13 protein-coding genes, 1 tRNA gene and 1 pseudogene are annotated in these 17,848 nt (G+C 71.6%); 11 read left to right on the top strand and 4 right to left on the bottom strand.

Features of this window, described 5'->3' with window-relative positions; genetic code table 11:
• Positions 1-58 precede the first annotated feature (58 nt).
• A pseudogene (locus D455_RS31540) lies at positions 59-2,016 on the bottom strand (PAS domain S-box protein).
• Between the two features lie 88 nt (positions 2,017-2,104).
• The gene (locus tag D455_RS0123995; RefSeq protein WP_017573224.1) at positions 2,105-2,437 is read right to left on the bottom strand and encodes a rhodanese-like domain-containing protein; all 333 of its coding nucleotides are present in this window, start codon (positions 2,435-2,437) and stop codon (positions 2,105-2,107) included.
• Positions 2,438-2,515: 78 nt separating this feature from the next.
• Here D455_RS0123995 and D455_RS31535 point away from each other — a divergent pair, with 78 nt between their 5' ends.
• Complete coding sequence (locus D455_RS31535; RefSeq protein ID WP_017573223.1) at positions 2,516-3,100, top strand: SSI family serine proteinase inhibitor; 585 nt, start codon at positions 2,516-2,518, stop codon at positions 3,098-3,100.
• Positions 3,101-3,385: 285 nt separating this feature from the next.
• Here the strand turns inward: D455_RS31535 and D455_RS0123985 are convergent, their stop codons facing one another.
• The gene (locus tag D455_RS0123985) at positions 3,386-4,009 is read right to left on the bottom strand and encodes a TenA family protein (protein ID WP_017573222.1); all 624 of its coding nucleotides are present in this window, start codon (positions 4,007-4,009) and stop codon (positions 3,386-3,388) included.
• Between the two features lie 339 nt (positions 4,010-4,348).
• On the opposite strand from D455_RS0123985, the gene D455_RS0123980 reads away from it, so the two are divergent.
• The 10 genes from D455_RS0123980 (at position 4,349) to D455_RS0123935 (ending at position 17,172) form a co-directional block, all read left to right on the top strand.
• Positions 4,349-6,766, top strand: a complete 2,418-nt coding sequence (locus D455_RS0123980; protein WP_017573221.1) for a beta-xylosidase/alpha-l-arabinosidase — start codon at positions 4,349-4,351, stop codon at positions 6,764-6,766.
• 206 nt (positions 6,767-6,972) lie between these two features.
• Positions 6,973-8,094, top strand: a complete 1,122-nt coding sequence (locus D455_RS0123975; protein WP_017573220.1) for a Gfo/Idh/MocA family protein — start codon at positions 6,973-6,975, stop codon at positions 8,092-8,094.
• Between the two features lie 61 nt (positions 8,095-8,155).
• On the top strand, positions 8,156-9,157 hold the full coding sequence (locus tag D455_RS0123970; RefSeq protein WP_026122925.1) for an ABC transporter permease: 1,002 nt from the start codon (positions 8,156-8,158) through the stop codon (positions 9,155-9,157).
• A 3-nt stretch (positions 9,158-9,160) separates the two neighbouring features.
• Entirely contained in the window at positions 9,161-10,324 is a 1,164-nt protein-coding gene (locus D455_RS0123965) for an ABC transporter permease (RefSeq protein ID WP_017573218.1), read from the top strand.
• 13 nt (positions 10,325-10,337) lie between these two features.
• Complete coding sequence (locus tag D455_RS0123960) at positions 10,338-11,423, top strand: ABC transporter ATP-binding protein (protein WP_017573217.1); 1,086 nt, start codon at positions 10,338-10,340, stop codon at positions 11,421-11,423.
• Positions 11,413-12,585: an ABC transporter ATP-binding protein gene (locus D455_RS0123955; protein WP_017573216.1), complete on the top strand. Its 1,173-nt coding sequence runs from the start codon at positions 11,413-11,415 to the stop codon at positions 12,583-12,585. Before D455_RS0123960 ends, D455_RS0123955 begins: the two co-directional genes overlap by 11 nt.
• Before the next feature lie 76 nt (positions 12,586-12,661).
• The gene (locus D455_RS0123950) at positions 12,662-14,548 is read left to right on the top strand and encodes an ABC transporter substrate-binding protein (protein WP_017573215.1); all 1,887 of its coding nucleotides are present in this window, start codon (positions 12,662-12,664) and stop codon (positions 14,546-14,548) included.
• Positions 14,549-14,554: 6 nt separating this feature from the next.
• The gene (locus D455_RS0123945) at positions 14,555-15,544 is read left to right on the top strand and encodes a DUF6807 domain-containing protein (RefSeq protein ID WP_017573214.1); all 990 of its coding nucleotides are present in this window, start codon (positions 14,555-14,557) and stop codon (positions 15,542-15,544) included.
• Positions 15,541-16,284: a cupin domain-containing protein gene (locus D455_RS0123940; protein WP_017573213.1), complete on the top strand. Its 744-nt coding sequence runs from the start codon at positions 15,541-15,543 to the stop codon at positions 16,282-16,284. Before D455_RS0123945 ends, D455_RS0123940 begins: the two co-directional genes overlap by 4 nt.
• Before the next feature lie 324 nt (positions 16,285-16,608).
• Positions 16,609-17,172, top strand: a complete 564-nt coding sequence (locus D455_RS0123935) for a pyridoxamine 5'-phosphate oxidase family protein (RefSeq protein WP_017573212.1) — start codon at positions 16,609-16,611, stop codon at positions 17,170-17,172.
• Between the two features lie 402 nt (positions 17,173-17,574).
• On the opposite strand, the gene D455_RS0123930 is transcribed toward D455_RS0123935, so the two are convergent.
• Positions 17,575-17,657, bottom strand: a tRNA-Leu gene (locus D455_RS0123930).
• Positions 17,658-17,848: the final 191 nt, after the last annotated feature.

Raw genomic sequence — 17,848 nt, 5'->3', positions numbered from 1 at the left:
TTCCACCAGGGGTGGAAATGCCCCGATCACCTCGGAAGGAAACCCACCGCGAGGTGAATCACGGCGTACGACTCGCACGTCGGCGCGGGGATCCCTGACGTGACAGGGGTTCGGGGGTTGGTGATGTTTTTGTTGATTCCTGGGACTCAGGTGGCCTGTGAGGTCCCTCGACCCGTGTGGGGGGAGCGGACGGAGGGTCCTCCTCCCTGTACAGGGGCACCGTGAACCGCATGCGCGCCCCGTGCTCCAACCGCTGGGCGGTGACGTCGCCGCCCTGATCCCGGGCCAGCTGGCGGACGATGTACAGGCCGAGGCCGAGACCGCCGAAACGGGACTCCTCGCCGCGCACACCGGACTGGACGAAGCGTTCGAAGATCCGCTCCTCGTCCCCGGGCCGCAGCCCCACGCCCTCGTCGTCGACCACGACCGCGACGGCGTCGCCCTCCTCACGTGCGCTGACGTGCACGTTGCCGCCGCCGGGGGAGAACTTGAGGGCGTTGTCCAGCAACTGGTCCATGATCATGCCCGTGGCCAGCGGGTCGCCCGCCGTCGGAGGGAACTCGGGAAGGGCGTCCAGGACCACGTCGTGCCGGTCGGACAGGGGCCGGAAGGCGCTGACCGCCTGCCGCAGCACCTCGGGCAGGTCGAACCGGTCGCGGCTGACCCGCATCTCGCCGCGCGCGACGTCCGAGCCCAGCTGGAGCCGGTCCACCAGGGCGGCCAGGGCCGCGGACCTCTCCGCGATGGTGCCGACGGCCTGGTACTGCGCGTCCGGGGTGAGCCGGGACCACTTGCGCAGGAGGGTGGTGGCGTAGCCGTGGATGACGGTGATGGGGGTGCGCAGCTCGTGCCCGCTCGTGGCCAGGAAGTCCTCGCGCTCGTCCTCCATGGCCTTCTGCGCGGTGATGTCGCGAAAGTCCACCACCCACTCGTGGGTACGAGGGATCTGCGCCATGAGGATCTCCAGCCAGCGGCCGTCCCCGAGTCTGTGTTTGACCGGCTGGCCGTGGCACGCGGGCAGCGGGAACGGCNNNNGAGCTCCCCCGCCGAGCGGTTCCACTTGCGCACGCGTCCGCCGAAGTCCAGCACGGCGATCCCGTCGGCGCTGGAGTCGGCCACCGCCTGTTCGTGGACGCGTTGTCGGTTGAGCTCCTCGTAGGCCAGCGCGTTGCCGATGGCCACCCCGGCGTGCGCGGCGAGCAGTTCGAGCAACTCCAGCTCCACGTGCCCCACCTTGCGCTGGCTGTAGAGCGCGTACAGGGCGCCGTAGGGCCGGCCGTGCACGTTGGACACGCCCAGCGCGATGGTGTGCAGCCCGGGCAGGTCGGCCCAGACCAGGTCCTGGAGACCACGGGTGTCCTCGTTGGCCAACAGCACGGACTTGCCACTGCGCAGCAGCTCGCCGAACAGGCTGTCGTCCAGTGCCGCGCTGAAACCCTGGAGCTCCTCCGACAGCTCCGAGATGCTGACCAGCTCCACGCGGTCCTCGTTGAGCAGGACGAAGCCGCCCGCGTCAGCGCCGGTCAGTTCGGTGATCCCGCGGGAGATGCGGTCGAGCACGGTCCTGCGGCTGAGGTCGGCGTTGATGTCGACGACCACGTCGGTGAGCCGGCGCACGAGGCGGGCGCGCTCCATCGCCGAGGAGCGGGCCTGGACGTCGCTGTCCGAGGGGTAGAGGTTGAGCACCCACCCGGCGACGCCGCCGTCGGCGTCGGGCACCCGGTTGGTGTTGATGCGCACGTCGACGACCGTGCCGTCCTTGCGGATCCGGCGCGTGTGGATGGACAGCGGCGTCCCGGCGCGCACGTGTTCGAGCACCGCGCCGTGCTCGGCCCGCAGCTCGGCGGGGACGATCGGCAGTTCGCCCCCGAGCACCTCCTCCGCACTCCAGCCGAACAACCGCTCGGCGGCCTGGTTCCAGAGGGAGACTCGGAGCTCACTGTCGACACAGACCACCGCGTCCGCTGAGGCGGCCAGCACGGCTTCGGCGCTGAGGGGCGCGCGCTCGGAACTCACGACGTCATAGTGCCACCCGGAGGCGGCCGAAGGGCAGGCCTTTGCGCAATCGGAGCCAAATCGACCGGGTCGGCCCCGGACGCCGGCCCTAGATGACGCGGGGCTCGGCCCCCGCCTCCGCGGCCATGTCGCGCCCGGCGTGGTGCCAGGCCTGCATGCCGCCGGAGACGTTGACCGAGTCCCATCCGGCCTGGTTCATCGCCGCGACGGCCTGCGCGGAACGGCCGCCCGCACGGCAGATGACGTAGACCCGCTGGTCGCGCGGGACCTCGTTCGCGCGCTGGTTCAGCTCGCCGAGCGGGATGTGCGTCGCGTCGGGCGCGTGGCCCGCGTTCCACTCGTCGTCCTCGCGGACGTCGAGCAGGTAGGCGCCCTCGGGCACCTCGGTGACGTTGGCCTCCGGAACACCGTTGCCGAACATGTGACCCCCTGTATCCGTGTACTTCGTCAAATGTGAGAATTCGGGGAACCCCGAGGAACTTCCCCACGTCTGAACCGTATGGCCCAGAACACACTCGCGACGGCTCTGCCGGTCCGCCTCGCCGCTCTCGCGGCCCTTGGCCTGCTTATCACGGCCTGTGGCAACGAGCCCGCCGAGGTGAGCGCACCGGCACCCGAGTCCGCATCCGACGAGACCCCGAGTCCCTCCGAGTCCGAATCCGGCGAGGACACCTCCTCCCCACCGGAGGGTTCCTCGGAGGAGGCCTCCCCCGAGGAGCCCTCCGAGGGGGACGAGGGCACGAACGCCGACACCCGACTGACGATCGAACGCTCCCTGAGCGGCGACGAGGCCCTCGAACCCGCGGAGGGCTACGAGACGGGGACGTGGACCCTCACCTGCGCCCCCGCGGGCGGCGACCACCCCGATCCCGAGGCGGCGTGCGCCGAGATCGAGGAGGTCGGCGTGAACCCGTTCGTCCGCGACGACACTTCCGACATGATGTGCACGATGCAGGTGGGCGGCCCCGAGGTCGTCCACGTGACCGGGCACATCGGTGAGACCGAGGTCGACACCGAGTTCAACAAGCGCGACGGCTGCGAGATCGACCGGTTCGAGACCGTGTCGACGGTCATCGCCCCCTGACCGACGCTCCGCGCGCCGGGGGACGGCGCCGTCCTCATGGGGAACGGCGCCGCCCCCGTGTCTTCGCGGAAGGCGGTGTCCCGTGAGCGCGGTTGTCCACAGGTGACGGAACGGGGTTGTCGCCGGTCGGGAGGATGGCCGACTCTGGAACACGGGGGGACGCACGGCGCCCACAGGGGGAACGTGGTCCCCCCGAACCCAGGCTAGATGCCGCCTTCCGGGTGTCACCAGACCGATCTTCGTCCTGTGGACAACCCCGTGATCGCTTCCGTGTGCGCCTCAGCCTCAGGAGGCGCGCACGGTGAACGGGGTGTCCCAGAAGGCGACCTCGTGGCGCATGCCCTCCAGGAAGAAGCGCTCGGCGCGCTCGGGGTCCGGCTCGGCCTCCTCCAGCATCCGTGCGTAGTGCTCGGTGAGGGTGGTGAACTCCGGGTCGGCGTAGGTGTCGACCCACCTGCGGTAGCGCGGCTCCTCGGGCCGGTTCTCGGCCAGCGCCAGGCCGAGCTGGTTGTACCCCCACATACACGGGTAGACGGCGGCGAGCCCGTCGCGGTAGTCGGCGGCGGCGTCGAGCAGCCAGGCGGTGTAGTCCGCGCACGCCGGACCCTTGTCCCGGGTGCTCAGGTCCGCGCCGAACTCCCCGGACAGGGAGCGGTGCAGCTCCAGCTCCTCGGTGAGCGTGCTGTGCGCGATGCCCACCAGGTCGGCGAGGTGGCCGTCGGGCGCCTGCCAGGCCAGCCGGGAGAAGGCGCGCGCGTAGTCGAGCAGGTAGAGGTGGTCCTGCTCCAGCCAGTACCGGAAGGCCCGCTCGTCCAGGTCGCCCCGGGCGATTCCGGCGACGGTCGGATGCGCCAGCTGCTCGGCGACCAGCGGCCGCCCGATCTCATGGAGTCGTTCGGTGATACCCACGCCCGAAGTGTCCCATCTGCCCGTTCGGGCGCACGGAGCGACCCTGACAACCGCACGACAGACCCTCCGAAACTTTCGAAATCGAAGCGGTTCCCTGCATTCGCTCGGCGAAACCTTTCCTTTTTCTGCCATCGCGAGCCCCCTTCGGCATCGCAGGTCATGACACACATGTGACTTGTACCTCCGGAGGGGGTTGACCAGATTTCCGCGAATACGTACATTTTCCGTCAGTAAGTTTCGATACTAGTTTCGAAAGTTTCGAACACCCATGGCACGCGGACCACCACCCGGGCGCGTCTCCCCTTCGCACCCCCACCGAGCACAGAAAGGCACACCCACATGACCGGACCCTCGGACCACGTCGCTGAGGAGGCCACCGCCGACGGCTGGCGGGACCCCTCCCTCCCGGCCGCGACGCGCGTCGAGCGACTTCTGGGGGCGATGACCCTGGAGGAGAAGGTCGCCCAGCTGCACGGTGTGTGGGTGAGCGCGAACGCCTCCGGCGAACCCGTCGCACCGCACCAGCACGACCTCACCCAGGAACCCCCGGCGTGGGAGAAGGTCATCGAGCACGGCCTCGGCCAGCTCACCCGCCCCTTCGGTACCGCCCCGGTGGACCCGGCCGCCGGACGGGCGTCCCTGGCCCGCAGCCAGCGCGAGATCATGGCCGCCAACCGCTTCGGCATCCCGGCCGTCGCCCACGAGGAGTGTCTGGCCGGGTTCGCCGCCTGGACCGCGACGATCTATCCCGTCCCCCTCGCCTGGGGCGCCAGCTTCGACCCCGACCTGGTCGAGCGCATGGCCGCCCAGATCGGCACGAGCATGCGGCGGGTCGGCGCCCACCAGGGCCTGGCCCCCGTCCTGGACGTGGCCCGCGACCCCCGCTGGGGCCGCACCGAGGAGACCATCGGCGAGGATCCCCACCTCGTGGCGACCGTCGGCACCGCCTACGTGCGCGGCCTCCAGTCCGCCGGGATCGTGGCCACCCTCAAGCACTTCGTCGGGTACTCGGCCTCGCGCGGCGGCCGCAACCTGGCACCGGTCTCGATCGGCCCGCGCGAGTTCGCCGACGTCCTGGTTCCCCCCTTCGAGATGGCCGTGCGCGAGGGCGGCGCACGGTCGGTCATGAGCGCCTACAACGACAACGACGGGCTGCCGGCCGCCTCGGACACCGGCCTGCTCACCGGCCTGCTGCGGGATCAGTGGGGGTTCGAGGGCACCGTGGTCGCCGACTACTTCGGCATCGCCTTCCTCCAGACCCTGCACCGCGTCGCCGACACCACCGCGCGGGCCGGGGGCCTGGCCCTGACCGCGGGTGTGGACGTCGAACTGCCCACCGTGCACTGCTACGGCGACCAGCTCACCGACCTGGTCCGCTCCGGCGAGGTGTCCGAGGACCTGGTCGACCGGGCCGCCCGGCGTGTGCTGCTCCAGAAGTGCGAGCTGGGCCTGCTCGACTCCGGATGGTCGCCCGAACCCGAGAACCCCGACGGCCCCGTGGACCTGGACCCCGCGGAGCACCGCGCGCTGGCCCGCGACCTCGCCGAGCGCTCCGTGGTCCTGCTGTCCAACCCCCGCGGCGTGCTCCCCCTGGCCGACACCGGTGACCTGGCCCTGGTCGGTCCGCTCGCCGACACCGCCGACGCCGCGCTCGGCTGCTACTCCTTCCCCGCCCACGTGGGCAGGCGCCACCCCGGGACCGCGGTCGGCGTGGAGATCCCCACCCTGTTGGAGTCCCTGCGCGCCGAACTGCCCGGCACCCGCGTGGAGCACCTCGACGGGTGCGCGGTCGACGACGGCTCCACCGAGGGGTTCGACGAGGCCGTACGGGCGGCGACGCGCGCCCGGGTGTGCGTGGCCGTGCTGGGTGACCGCTCCGACCTGTTCGGCCGGGGCACCTCCGGTGAGGGGTGTGACGCGGAGGACCTGCGCCTGCCCGGCGTCCAGCAGGAGCTCCTGGAGGCCCTGGTCGAGACCGGGACCCCCGTGGTCGCGGTGCTGGTGTCCGGGCGCCCCTACGCGCTGGGCCCGGTCACCGACCGGCTCGCCGCCGTCGTCCAGGCCTTCATGCCCGGAGAGGAGGGCATGCCCGCCCTGGCGCGGGTGCTCACCGGCCGGGTCAACCCCAGCGGACGTCTGCCGGTGTCCGTGCCGCGCGCGTCCGGCGGCCAGCCCACCACCTACCTCGGCCCCGACCTGGCCCAGCGCAGCGACGTCAGTTCGGTGGACCCGACCGCGCTGTACCCCTTCGGGCACGGCCTGTCCTACACCCGGTTCGACTGGGAGGACCCGCGTGTGAACGGCCTCTCCGCGAGCCCGGACGGGGCCCTCGTGATCGGCACCGACGGGGAGGTCACCGTCGGCTGCACGGTCCGCAACACCGGTGAGACCGCCGGGACCGAGGTCGTCCAGCTCTACCTGCACGATCCCGTCGCCCAGGTGGCCCTGCCCCGCAGACGCCTGGTCGGCTACGCGCGGGTGCACCTGGAGGCGGGCGAGGAGCGGGCGGTCGACTTCACCGTCCACGCCGACCTGTCCTCCTACACCGGCCCGGACGGTCGACGCGTGGTCGAGTCCGGCCGCCTGGACCTGCTGCTGTCCGCGTCCAGCGACGACGTCCGGCACACCGTCCCGGTCATGGTCGACGGACCGACGCGCGTCGTGGACCACACCCGGCGCCTGACGTGCGACGTCCGGCTCGGCCCCGTCGACCGGGGCGGGAACGCCGACCGGAGGGAGGTCGCCGCGAGCGGCTGAGCGGTCCCCGAAGGCACGAACCCCGCCGCCCGCCCGACATCCGCCACCGTCCGTCCGGGTGCCCGCCCGGGCACCCGGACCGCACCGGCCCACGCACACCAGGCAAGCGCTTACCAGAGAGGAGCGACTCCCCCACCACCGACGACTCCCGCGAAGGCTCCTCGATCCCACCACCCCACCCCCCGTTTCAGAGGAGAGAACGACAGATGCACACCCCCTCCCCCTCCCCGGCCGCCGGCCCGTCCACAGGCCCGGTCCGCGTCGCGCTCGTGGGCGCCGGGAACATCGCCCGCTTCCACGCCGAGGCGCTGCGCTCCCTGCCGGACCGGGCCGAGATCGTCGCCGCCGTCGACGTCGACACCGACGCCCTGACCGCGTTCCGCTCCCGCTTCGCGATCCCGGCCGGCCACACCGACCTGTCCGAGATGCTGGACCGGGAACGGCCGGAACTGGTGCACGTGTGCACCCCGCCCGGTCTGCACCGGCCCCAGGTGGAGACCTGCCTGGGCGCGGGCGCGTCCGTGCTGGTGGAGAAACCGCCGGCGCTGAGCCTGTCCGAGGCGGAGAAGATGGCCGCCGCCGAGGGAGGGGAACGCGGGCCGTGGATGGCCACGGTGTTCCAGCACCGCTTCGGCTCGGGCGCCCGCCGGGTCCGCGCGCTGTCGGAGGCCGGTGTGCTGGGACGCCCCCTGGTGGCGGCCTGCCACACGACGTGGTTCCGGCCCCAGGAGTACTTCGACGTGCCGTGGCGCGGCAGGTGGGAGACCGAGGGCGGCGGTCCGACCATGGGACACGGCATCCACCAGATGGACCTGCTGCTCTCCCTGCTGGGCGAGTGGACGGAGGTGTCGGCGGTCGCCCGGCGCCAGGCCCGCGACGTCGAGACCGAGGACGTGTCCCTGGCCCGGGTGGACTTCGCCAACGGTGCGGTGGCCAGCGTGGTCAACAGCCTGGTCTCCCCGCAGGAGGAGAGCCGGATCCGGATCGACTTCGAGCGGGCCACCGTCGAGGTCGTCCACCTGTACGGCTACGGCGACGAGAACTGGCGGATCACTCCGGCCCCCGGCTTCGAGGAGGAGGTCACGTCCGCGTGGGAGGCCGGGGAGCACGGGACCAGCAGCGGTCACCACGCCCAGATCGCCCGGGTGCTGGACGCGCTGCGCGACGGGACCGCCCCACCGGTGACCTCCGCCGAGTCGCTGCGGACGATGCGCCTGGTCGCGGGCGTCTACGCCTCCGCCTTCCGGGGAGTGCCCGTCACCCCCGCCGACCTGGGCCCGGAGTCGCCGTTCCACGCGCGGATGGACGGCGGTGCGGTCCGGTGGTGACGCGCCCCCGCGCGCGTCGTCGGTCGGGCCGCCGCCCGGCACCCGCCCGGAGGGGGACGCCGTGCGCCACTACGTGATCCGCCGCCTGCTGTACATGATCCCGACGCTGTTCGCGATCTCACTGGTCGCGTTCCTGGTCATCCAGTTGCCCCCGGGCGACTACCTGACCGCCTACATCGCCGAGCTGTCCGCGCAGGGCCAGGGCGTGAACAGCGCCCAGATCCGCGCGTTGGAGGAGAGGTACGGGCTCGACGACCCCTTCTTCGTCCAGTACTGGAACTGGATCTCCGGCATCCTCCTGCACGGCGACTTCGGCCAGTCCTTCCAGTACAGCCGTGCCGTGTCCGACCTCATGTGGGACCGGATCGGCCTCACCCTCGCCCTGGCCGTCTCCACCCTGCTGCTGAGCTGGGCGATCGCCTTCCCCATCGGGGTGTACTCGGCGGTCCGCCAGTACTCGCTGGGCGACTACGCGGTCACGTTCGTCGGATTCGTCGGCCTGGCCACCCCGAACTTCATGCTCGCGCTGCTCTTCGCCTGGGTGTCCTACCGCTACTTCGGCGAGAGCGTGGGCGGCATCGTCTCACGCGAGTACGCCGACTCCGTCTGGAACCTGGGCAAGGTCCTGGACGTGGCGTCCAACCTGTGGATACCGGTGCTGATCATCGGTACCGCGGGAACGGCGGCGCTCATCCGGGTGCTGCGCGCCAACCTCCTGGACGAACTGCGCAAGCCCTACGTCACCACGGCCCGCGCCAAGGGCCTGCCCGAGTGGCGGGTCCTCCTCAAGTACCCCGTGCGCATGTCGCTCAGCCCCTTCATCAGCACCATCGGCTGGATCCTGCCCACGCTCGTGGGCGGCGAGGTGATGGTCTCCATCGTGCTGAGCCTGGAGACGACCGGCCCCCTGCTGATCGAGTCCCTGCGCAACCAGGACATGTACCTGGCGGGGAGCTTCATCCTCGTCCTCGGCGTGCTGACGGTCGTCGGCACCCTGCTGTCCGACCTGCTGCTGGCCTGGTGGGACCCCCGCATCCGCCACCACCACGTCGAGAGGGCGTGACACATGGCCCTGCCCGACCGCCCTCCGTCCACGGAGGCGTCCCGCGAACCCCTCACCGGGAACGAGGTTCCCGACGCCGAGTCCCCCCGGGCCCTGCCGGGGGACGCGCCCCAACGGGTGCTCATCTGGCGGCGCTTCCGCCGCAACAAGCTGGCCGTCACCGGCGCGCTCGTGCTGTGCGCGCTCCTGCTGGTGTCGGTGTTCTCCGAGTTCGTCGCGCCCAGCACCCCCGACGCCTACGACGCCGAACGCACCTACGCCCCGCCGCAGCGACTCCACTTCGTGGACACCAGCGACGGCTTCGACCTGGGCCTGTACGTGTACGACTACCAGGTGGAGCGCGACCCCGAAACGCTCGCCAACGTCTACACCGTCGACGAGTCCGAGAAGATCCCCGTCGGCTTCCTCGTACGCGGTGAGCCCTACGAACTCTGGGGCCTGATCCCCTCCGACATCCACCTGATCGGCGCCAGCGACCCCGACCAGGACGTCCACCTGCTGGGCGCCGACCGCAACGGCCGCGACATGGCCTCCCGGATCGTCTACGGCACCCGGGTGTCGATGTCCATCGGCCTGGCGGGGGTGGCGCTGTCCTTCGTCCTCGGCCTCGTGCTCGGGGGGCTCTCCGGATACCTCGGCGGGCGCGTCGACAACGGCATCCAGCGCGTCATCGAGTTCCTGATGTCCATCCCCACGATCCCGCTGTGGATGGGCCTGTCCGCCGCCGTGCCCCGCGAGTGGGGCTCGGTGCAGACCTACGTCGCCATCACCGTGCTCCTCTCCCTCATCGGCTGGACCGACCTGGCGCGCGTGGTGCGCGGCCGGTTCCTGTCGCTGCGGCGGGAGGACTTCGTGACGGCCGCCCGNTGCGGCACCGGCCGGATCATCGGCCGCCACATGCTGCCGTCCTTCACCAGCCACATCATCGCCTCACTGACCCTGGCGGTGCCGTTCATGATCCTGGCCGAGACCTCGCTGTCCTTCCTGGGGCTGGGCCTCCAGCCGCCGGTCGTGAGCTGGGGAGTGCTCCTCCAGGAGGCACAGAACATCCACTCGATCGCCAACGCCCCCTGGCTCCTGCTGCCCGGGGCCGCGGTGACCGTGGCGGTGCTGGTGCTCAACTTCGTCGGCGACGGCGTCCGCGACGCCGCCGACCCGTACAGGTAGGGAGGTGGTCGCCATGACGGCCGACACCCGCGACGACGTCGTCCTGGACATCCAGGGCCTCCGGACGCACTTCACCACCGACGACACCGTGGTGCGCGCCGTGGACGGGGTGGACCTGGCGGTCCGCCGGGGCGGCACGCTGTGCGTGGTCGGTGAGAGCGGCTGCGGCAAGAGCGCCATGGCCCGCTCGGTCCTGCAACTGGTGGAGCGACCCGGCCGGGTGGTGGACGGGAAGGTCCTCCTGCACCCGGACGGGGGCGGCGGGGAACCCGTGGACCTGGCCGCGCTCCACCCCACGGGGAGGGAGATCCGCTCCGTGCGGGGCCGCGAGGTCGCCATGGTCTTCCAGGAACCCATGGCCTCGTTGTCCCTGGTCCACACCGTCGGCAACCAGATCGGCGAGTCCCTGCGCCTGCACCGCGGACTGTCCCGCAAGGAGGCCCGCGCACGCTCCGTCGACCTGCTCGAACGCGTGCGCGTCCCCGGCGCCGAACGCGTCGTGGACTCCTATCCCTTCCAGCTCTCCGGCGGCATGTGCCAGCGCGTCATGATCGCGATGGCGCTGGCGTGCGGCCCGCGCGTGCTCATCGCCGACGAGCCCACCACCGCCCTGGACGTGACCACGCAGGCCCAGATCCTCGACCTGTTCGCCGACCTGCGCCGCGACACCGGCATGGGCCTGCTGTTCATCACCCACGACATGGGCGTGGTCGCCGAGATCGCCGACGAGGTCGCCGTCATGTACCTGGGCACCGTGGTCGAGCAGGGACCGGTGGACGAGATCTTCCACGATCCCCGGCACCCCTACACCCGGGCCCTGCTGGAGGCGGTCCCCCGGATCGGGGCGTCCCGCTCGCACCGCCTGCCCACCATCCGGGGCACCATCCCCGACCCGGGCGACCAACCCACCGGATGCGTGTTCCGCACCCGCTGCCCCGACGCCGTGGAGGGGCTGTGCGACACCACCGTCCCCCCGGTCACCGTCCCGGGACCCGGACGCCGGGTGCGCTGCCTCCTGGACGAGGGACCCGCGCCCGCCACCGCCTCCGGCGGGGGAGACACCGTCCCGACCGGCAAGGAGACCGTCGATGCCGACTGAGACACCGGCCAGCCCACAGGTCCCCGCGCCGACCGGCGCGGAGAACACCCCCGCGCCCGGGACTCCGGGCGCGGCACCGACCGAACCCGTCCTGAGCGTCCGCGGCCTGGAGGTGGACTACCCCGTGCGCGGGCGGGCCCGGCGCGGGCCCCGCCACGTGCGGGCCGTCGCCGGGGTGGACCTGGACGTGTACGAGGGCGAGACCCTCGGCCTGGTCGGGGAGTCCGGGTGCGGCAAGACCACCCTGGGTTCGAGCATCATGCGGGCCCGCCCGGAGGCCTCCGGGCGCATCCGCTACCGCGCGGCCGACGGCCGCGTCCTGGAGGCCCTGGACCTGTCCGGCGACGACACCACCACCTACCAGCGTGAGGTGCGGATGGTCTTCCAGGACCCGCAGTCCTCCCTCAACCCCCGGATGACCCTGCGCGACATCGTCGGGGAGCCCCTGCGGATGCTGCTGGGGCTGCGGGGGGACGCGCTGGAGGCGCGGGTCCGCGAGGTCATGGAACGGGTGGGGTTGCACACCAGCCACCTGCGCCGCTACCCGCACGCGTTCTCCGGCGGCCAGCGCCAGCGCGCGGCCATCGCCCGGGCCCTGGTCCCCGGCCCGCGCCTGGTCGTGGCCGACGAGGCGGTCAGCGCCCTGGACACCTCCGTACGCTCGCAGATCCTCAACCTCCTCCAGGACCTCCAGGGCGACCTGGGCCTGACCTACCTCTTCGTCTCGCACGACCTGTCGGTGGTCGAGCACGTGTGCGACCGGGTCGCGGTCATGTACCTGGGCCGGATCGTGGAGGTAGCGCCCACCGACGACCTGTTCGCGAGGCCGCTGCACCCCTACACCGAGGCGCTGATCTCCGCGGTGCCCATCCCCGACCCGCGGCTGCGCGGCACCCGCGAGCGCATCCGGCTCACCGGTGAGGTGCCCGACCCCTCACGGCCGCCGACCGGGTGCGCCTTCCACCCCCGGTGCCGGTACGCCACCGACCTGTGCGCCACCGAGGTCCCTGCGCCGCGCGAGGCCGCGCCGGGCCGCACGGTGGCCTGTCACCACGCCGAGGAACTCGACCTGGCCGGGATCACCGAACGCACCGTTCCCGGCACCACGAGCACCAACCCCCCGGCCCGCGCCACGCGGGAACCCCCCACGAAGCAGGAGTGACGCAACCATGAGACGACGAACGACAGGCGGTAGGAGGCGGTGGCTGGGAGCCACCGCGGGCGCGGCGGCGGTCGTGATGACCGCCGGATGCTCCTTCTTCTCCCTCGACCCCGGGACCGAGGAGACCGAGAGGGTGGAGGCCAACGGCGAGGCGCCGATGCTCGCCGCCCTCGTGGAGTCGGGCGACCTCCCCCCGCTGGAGGAGCGGCTGCCCGACGAACCGCTGGTGGTGGAGCCCCACGACCGCGTCGGCGTGTACGGCGGCGAGTGGAACACCGCCATCCTGGGCGTGGGCGACTGGCCCTGGCTGGGCAGGACCGTGGGCTACGAGAACCTGACCCGCTGGGACCCGGAGTGGCAGGGGGCGATCCCCAACCTCGCCGAGTCCTGGGAGTACAACGAGGACGCCACCCAGCTGACCTTCACCCTGCGCGCGGGCCTGCGCTGGTCCGACGGCGAACCGTTCACCTCCGACGACGTCGTGTTCGCCTTCAACGACGTCTTCAACAACGAGGACCTGACCCCGGTCGCGGCGGCGAGCCCCGGCACGGCCGAGAAGGTCGACGACCAGACCTTCACCATCACCTTCGACGAGCCCGACGCCCTGTGGGCCGGGTCCGACCTCCTCCAGTACCAGGTGGTGAACAAGCCCAGGCACTACCTGGAGCAGTTCCACATCGACCACAACCCCGACGCCGACGAGCTGGCCGAGGAACTCGGGTACACCGACTGGGTCGAGATGTTCGAGGACAAGGCGGGGGTGATCGACAGCGCCCGGTACTGGCAGAACCCCGACATGCCCACCATGTACCCCTGGCAGGTCGTGGAGCCGCTGGCCGACTCCGGGCGGATGGTCCTGGAACGCAACCCCTACTACTGGAAGGTCGACACCGAGGGCAACCAGCTGCCCTACATCGACCGGGTCGTCTTCGACATCCTGCCGGACGAGGAGGTCATGCTGGTCCGGGCCCTCAACGGCGAGTTCGACATGCACTCGCGGCACTTCAACACCCTGGAGAACCGGCCCACCCTGGCCGAGGCGCGCGAGTCGGGCGGCTACGAGTTCTTCGAGCTCCGGCCCGCGGAGATGAACACGGCGATGGTCTCCCTCAACCTCACCCACCCGGACGAGGAGCTGCGGCGGACCTTCAACGACGAGGACTTCCGGATCGCGCTCTCGCACGCCATCAACCGCCAGGACATCATCGACGTCGTCTACCGGGGACAGGGCGAACCCTGGCAGGGCGCGCCGCGCGAGGACAGCCCCTTTTACAACGAGGAACTGGCCAAGCAGTACACCGAGTACGACGTCGACCTGGCCAACCGGATCCTGGACGAGGCGGGGTACGACGAGCGCGACTCCGACGGCTTCCGGACGAGCCCGCGCGGCGAGACCGTGCGCTTCACCCTGTCGGTGCCCACGGACTTCCGCCCCGACATCGTGGACTCGATGGAGATGGTCGTGGGCTTCTGGCAGGAGCTGGACATCGACGTGGAACTCAACACCGAGGACCGCTCGCTGTGGCAGACCCGCCGGGAGAACAACGAGCACGACGCCAACGTGTGGTCGGGCGACAACGGCATGATGGACGCGATGTACGACCCGCGCTGGTACGCGCCCACGCAGAGCGGTGAGTCCAACTTCGCCATCCCGTGGGCCCAGTGGTACGTCTCCGACGGCCAGGACACGCGCTCACAGGAGCCGCCGGACGACGTGAGGGCGCACCTGGAGCTGTACGACGCCGTCCAGGCCGAACCCGACCCCGAGGCCCGGATCGGGCTGATGCGCGACTTCCTGGCGGTCTCCCAGGAGCAGTTCTACGCCATGGGGATCAGCCTGAGCCCCACCGGCTACGGGATCGTCGCGGACCACTTCCACAACGTGCCCGAGTCGATGCCCTCCTCCGGCAACTACAACGACCCGGGACCGACCAACCCCGAGCAGTACTTCATCGAGGAGTGACGGCCGATGTCCTCTCACAACACGGCGAACACGGCGGGGGAGCCCGTCCGGAGCGGCCTGGGACTGGTCCATGAGCAGGGGCGCTCACTGCGCCTGACCCACGACGGCGGCGACCTCGTCCGCTACGTGTACCAGCCCTGGGACGTCCAGCTGGAGTCGCCGCGCCCCTACCTCCACCCCATCCGCACCCTGGGCGGCGACACCGTCAGCCTGTACCGGCCGCACGACCACGTGTGGCACAAGGGGATCGCCTGGTCCCTCCCCAACGTCGGATCGGCCAACTTCTGGGGCGGCCCGACCTACCTCCGGGACACGGGGTACCGGCAGCTCGCCAACGACGGCTCGACCCAGCACCGGTCCTTCGACCGGATCGAGGCCTCACCGGAACGGGTCTCGATCGGCGAACGGCTGGAGTGGGTGACCGAGCAGGGCGAGACCTGGTTCTCCGAACGGCGGGGGCTGCGGTTCACCGCGGCCCCCGACCGGGGGGCCTGGACGATGGTGTTCACGACCTCCTTCACCAACCTCACCGAGGAGGAGATCCCCTTCGGCAGCCCCACCACGGAGGGGCGGCCCAACGCCGGGTACGGGGGCCTGTTCTGGCGCGGGCCCCGTTCCTTCAGCGGGGGCCGCGCCTACGCCGAGGGACGGGAGGGCGACGACGACCTCATGGGGACGCGGTCGCCCTGGCTGGCCTTCACCGGCCGCCACGACGGCACGGACGGGGCGTCGACGCTGGCGTTCGTGGACGCCCCGGACAACCCCGGCCACCCCGTGAAGTGGTTCGTGCGCAGCGGGATCTTCGCCTGTGTGTGCCCGGCCCCCTTCTTCGACGAGGTGGTGCCGGTCGGCGCGGGGGAGACCCTCGCCTACCGGTACGCGGTGGTCGTCGCCGACGGCGACCGCGGGGCCGGGGGCGCCAAGGCCCTCGCCGACCTCGGCTTGGGCGAACTGGAGCGCGCGGCGTCCGAGGGAGCCGCCGGGGAGGTGGCGTGAACGCCCCGCGCGTCCCCGGATTCCCCGGGGGAACCGCCGTCTCGCACCTGCGGGTCTACGACTGGCCCGCCGTCGACGGGCACGCGGGCGGCTCTCCCCACCTGCACACCGCCTCGGCGGAGGGGTACGTGGTGCTCCGGGGCGAGGGCTCCCTGGAGAGCCTCAGCGGCGCCGGGTTCCAGCGGACCCGGCTGCGTCCCGGCAGCCTGCTGTGGTTCACCCCGGGAACCGTGCACCGGCTGATCAACGACAGCGGCGACCTGGAGATCCTGGTCGTCATGCAGAACGCGGGCCTGCCGGAGTCGGGCGACGCCGTGCTCACCTACCCCGGCAGGATCCTGGCCGATCCGGACGCCTACCGCCGCGCCACCGTGCTGCCCGATGCGGTCACCTCGGCCGAGCGGGCGGCCCGGGAGCGCCGCGACCTGGCCGTGGAGGGTTATCTGGAGCTGCGGGCGCGGGTGGAACGGGAGGGTCCGGACGCGCTGAAGGGGCTGTACAGGGCCGCCACGGAGCTCGTCCGCGACCGGGTCGCCGGGTGGCACCACCACGTCGAGCAGGGAGCGGTCCACCAGGCGCGGACCACCGTGCGACACCTGGAGTCCCTGGGCCGGGGTGACGGAGAACACCTCTCGGAGTCCGCCGTCTACACCGCCGACTCCCCTCCCGGGCCGCTGCGCAGCGGCATGTGCGGACACCTGCGGGTGTGGGACCTCGACGGTGCGAGGAGGGCCGACTGAACGGCGGACACGCGAGCCGCCGGAGATGAGACGCGGATGAGGCAACGGGTGCGCCGGGGACGGAGGGCGGAGCAGAACCGCCGACCGTCCCCGGCCACACCGCGGTGACGCCGGGCCCGTCCCCGCGGTGCTGACGCGTGTCCGGAGACCGACGTGTGGCCGGAGGGCACGCGGCGGCTGGTGCCCCCGGTCGGCGCGGGGAGGAACCGCACCGGCCCACCAGCCGGATCGGCCCGCCGCCCGGCCCGAGGAAACGCGCCCCACCGCCTCCCTCCGGCCGACGCCTCACTCCCCGCGTGGCCCAGGAGTGCCAGACTCCCTCCCATGGCAAAGATCCATGAGGCCATCACCGACCGCATGGCCCGTTTCCTCCTCGACCAACCCGTCTTCTTCGTCGGCACCGCGCCCCTGTCCCACGAGGGCCACGTCAACGTCTCCCCCAAGGGCATGGGCGGCACCTTCGCCGTGCTCGACGAGCACCGCGTCGCCTACCTCGACTACACCGCCTCCGGCATCGAGACCATCTCCCACCTGCGGGAGAACGGACGCATCGTCCTGATGTTCTGCGCCTTCTCCGGACCGCCCAACATCGTCCGCCTGCACGGGGTCGGCCGCGTCGTCACCCCCGACGATCCCGAGTTCGCGGACCTGCGCACCCGCTTCTCCAAAGAACGCACCCTCGGCCAACGCGCCGTCATCGTCGTGGACGTCCACCGCGTCTCCGACTCCTGCGGCTTCTCCGTCCCCCTCATGGACCTGCGCGGCGACCGCGACCTCCTCGACCGGCACCACGAACACCGCGATCCGGGCTACTTCACCGACTACCAACGCACCCGCAACGCCACGAGCATCGACGGCCTCCCCGGTATGCCCGACACGCCCGCCTGAGAGCGCCGGATCCCCCCGCGGGACGCCCCCATGGCCGTGTCACGCCGCTGAGGGAGCGGGACGGGCGCCAGTGCGCCCATCCCGTAACCGTTCGGTGTCGGAACGGTCCCACGGAGGCCGGGCTGGGCCGGCTCCGAGGCCGCGGAAGACCTCCACGACGACGAAGGTCCCGTGCTCCGGAGAGCACGGGACCCTGGTGACGCCGGTGACGTAGCATGGCTGACGTCGATGTTCCTGGCGGAGGCGCGGGGGTACCCCCCGCAAAAGAACTGCGGGCTGCGGCGAACCGACCGGACGTCGGCGAGCAGCAACCCGCACCGGGGGCGCGGGGGTACCCCCCGCAAAAGAACTGCGGGCTGCGGCGAGCTGACCGGAGGTCAGCGAGCAGCAACCCGCAACACGTGGGCGAGGAGGGATTTGAACCCTCACATCCTTTCGGACACACGGACCTGAACCGTGCGCGTCTACCGTTCCGCCACCCGCCCGAGCGACTTCATTCAGTTGTGTTGCCAGGTGATCCGGGCTTTTCGTCCGGTTCCCCCTGGCGACATGCATAAGGCTAGCACGGTCTGAAGGTGGGTCGCACACGCTTTTCGGTCCACCGGTCCACGGGCCCTCACGGGCCGTCCCGGGGTGCGACTGAAACCAGGGGCACCCCGACGCGGTTACGATCGTC

This window comes from Nocardiopsis halotolerans DSM 44410 (genome assembly GCF_000341065.1).
GTDB lineage: Bacteria > Actinomycetota > Actinomycetes > Streptosporangiales > Streptosporangiaceae > Nocardiopsis > Nocardiopsis halotolerans.
Note: the sequence above shows the minus strand (reverse complement) of the source record. Positions and strands in the feature narration are given on the sequence as shown.

Excerpts from the sequence above, each read along its gene's own strand:
- D455_RS0123935 (WP_017573212.1), top strand. The coding sequence starts at position 16,609 with ATGGCAAAGATCCATGAGGCCATCACCGACCGCATGGCCCGTTTCCTC.
- D455_RS0123995 (WP_017573224.1), bottom strand. The coding sequence starts at position 2,437 with ATGTTCGGCAACGGTGTTCCGGAGGCCAACGTCACCGAGGTGCCCGAG.
- D455_RS0123960 (WP_017573217.1), top strand. The coding sequence starts at position 10,338 with ATGACGGCCGACACCCGCGACGACGTCGTCCTGGACATCCAGGGCCTC.
- D455_RS0123980 (WP_017573221.1), top strand. The coding sequence starts at position 4,349 with ATGACCGGACCCTCGGACCACGTCGCTGAGGAGGCCACCGCCGACGGC.
- D455_RS0123975 (WP_017573220.1), top strand. The coding sequence starts at position 6,973 with ATGCACACCCCCTCCCCCTCCCCGGCCGCCGGCCCGTCCACAGGCCCG.
- D455_RS0123955 (WP_017573216.1), top strand. The coding sequence starts at position 11,413 with ATGCCGACTGAGACACCGGCCAGCCCACAGGTCCCCGCGCCGACCGGC.
- D455_RS31535 (WP_017573223.1), top strand. The coding sequence starts at position 2,516 with ATGGCCCAGAACACACTCGCGACGGCTCTGCCGGTCCGCCTCGCCGCT.
- D455_RS0123950 (WP_017573215.1), top strand. The coding sequence starts at position 12,662 with ATGACCGCCGGATGCTCCTTCTTCTCCCTCGACCCCGGGACCGAGGAG.
- D455_RS0123945 (WP_017573214.1), top strand. The coding sequence starts at position 14,555 with ATGTCCTCTCACAACACGGCGAACACGGCGGGGGAGCCCGTCCGGAGC.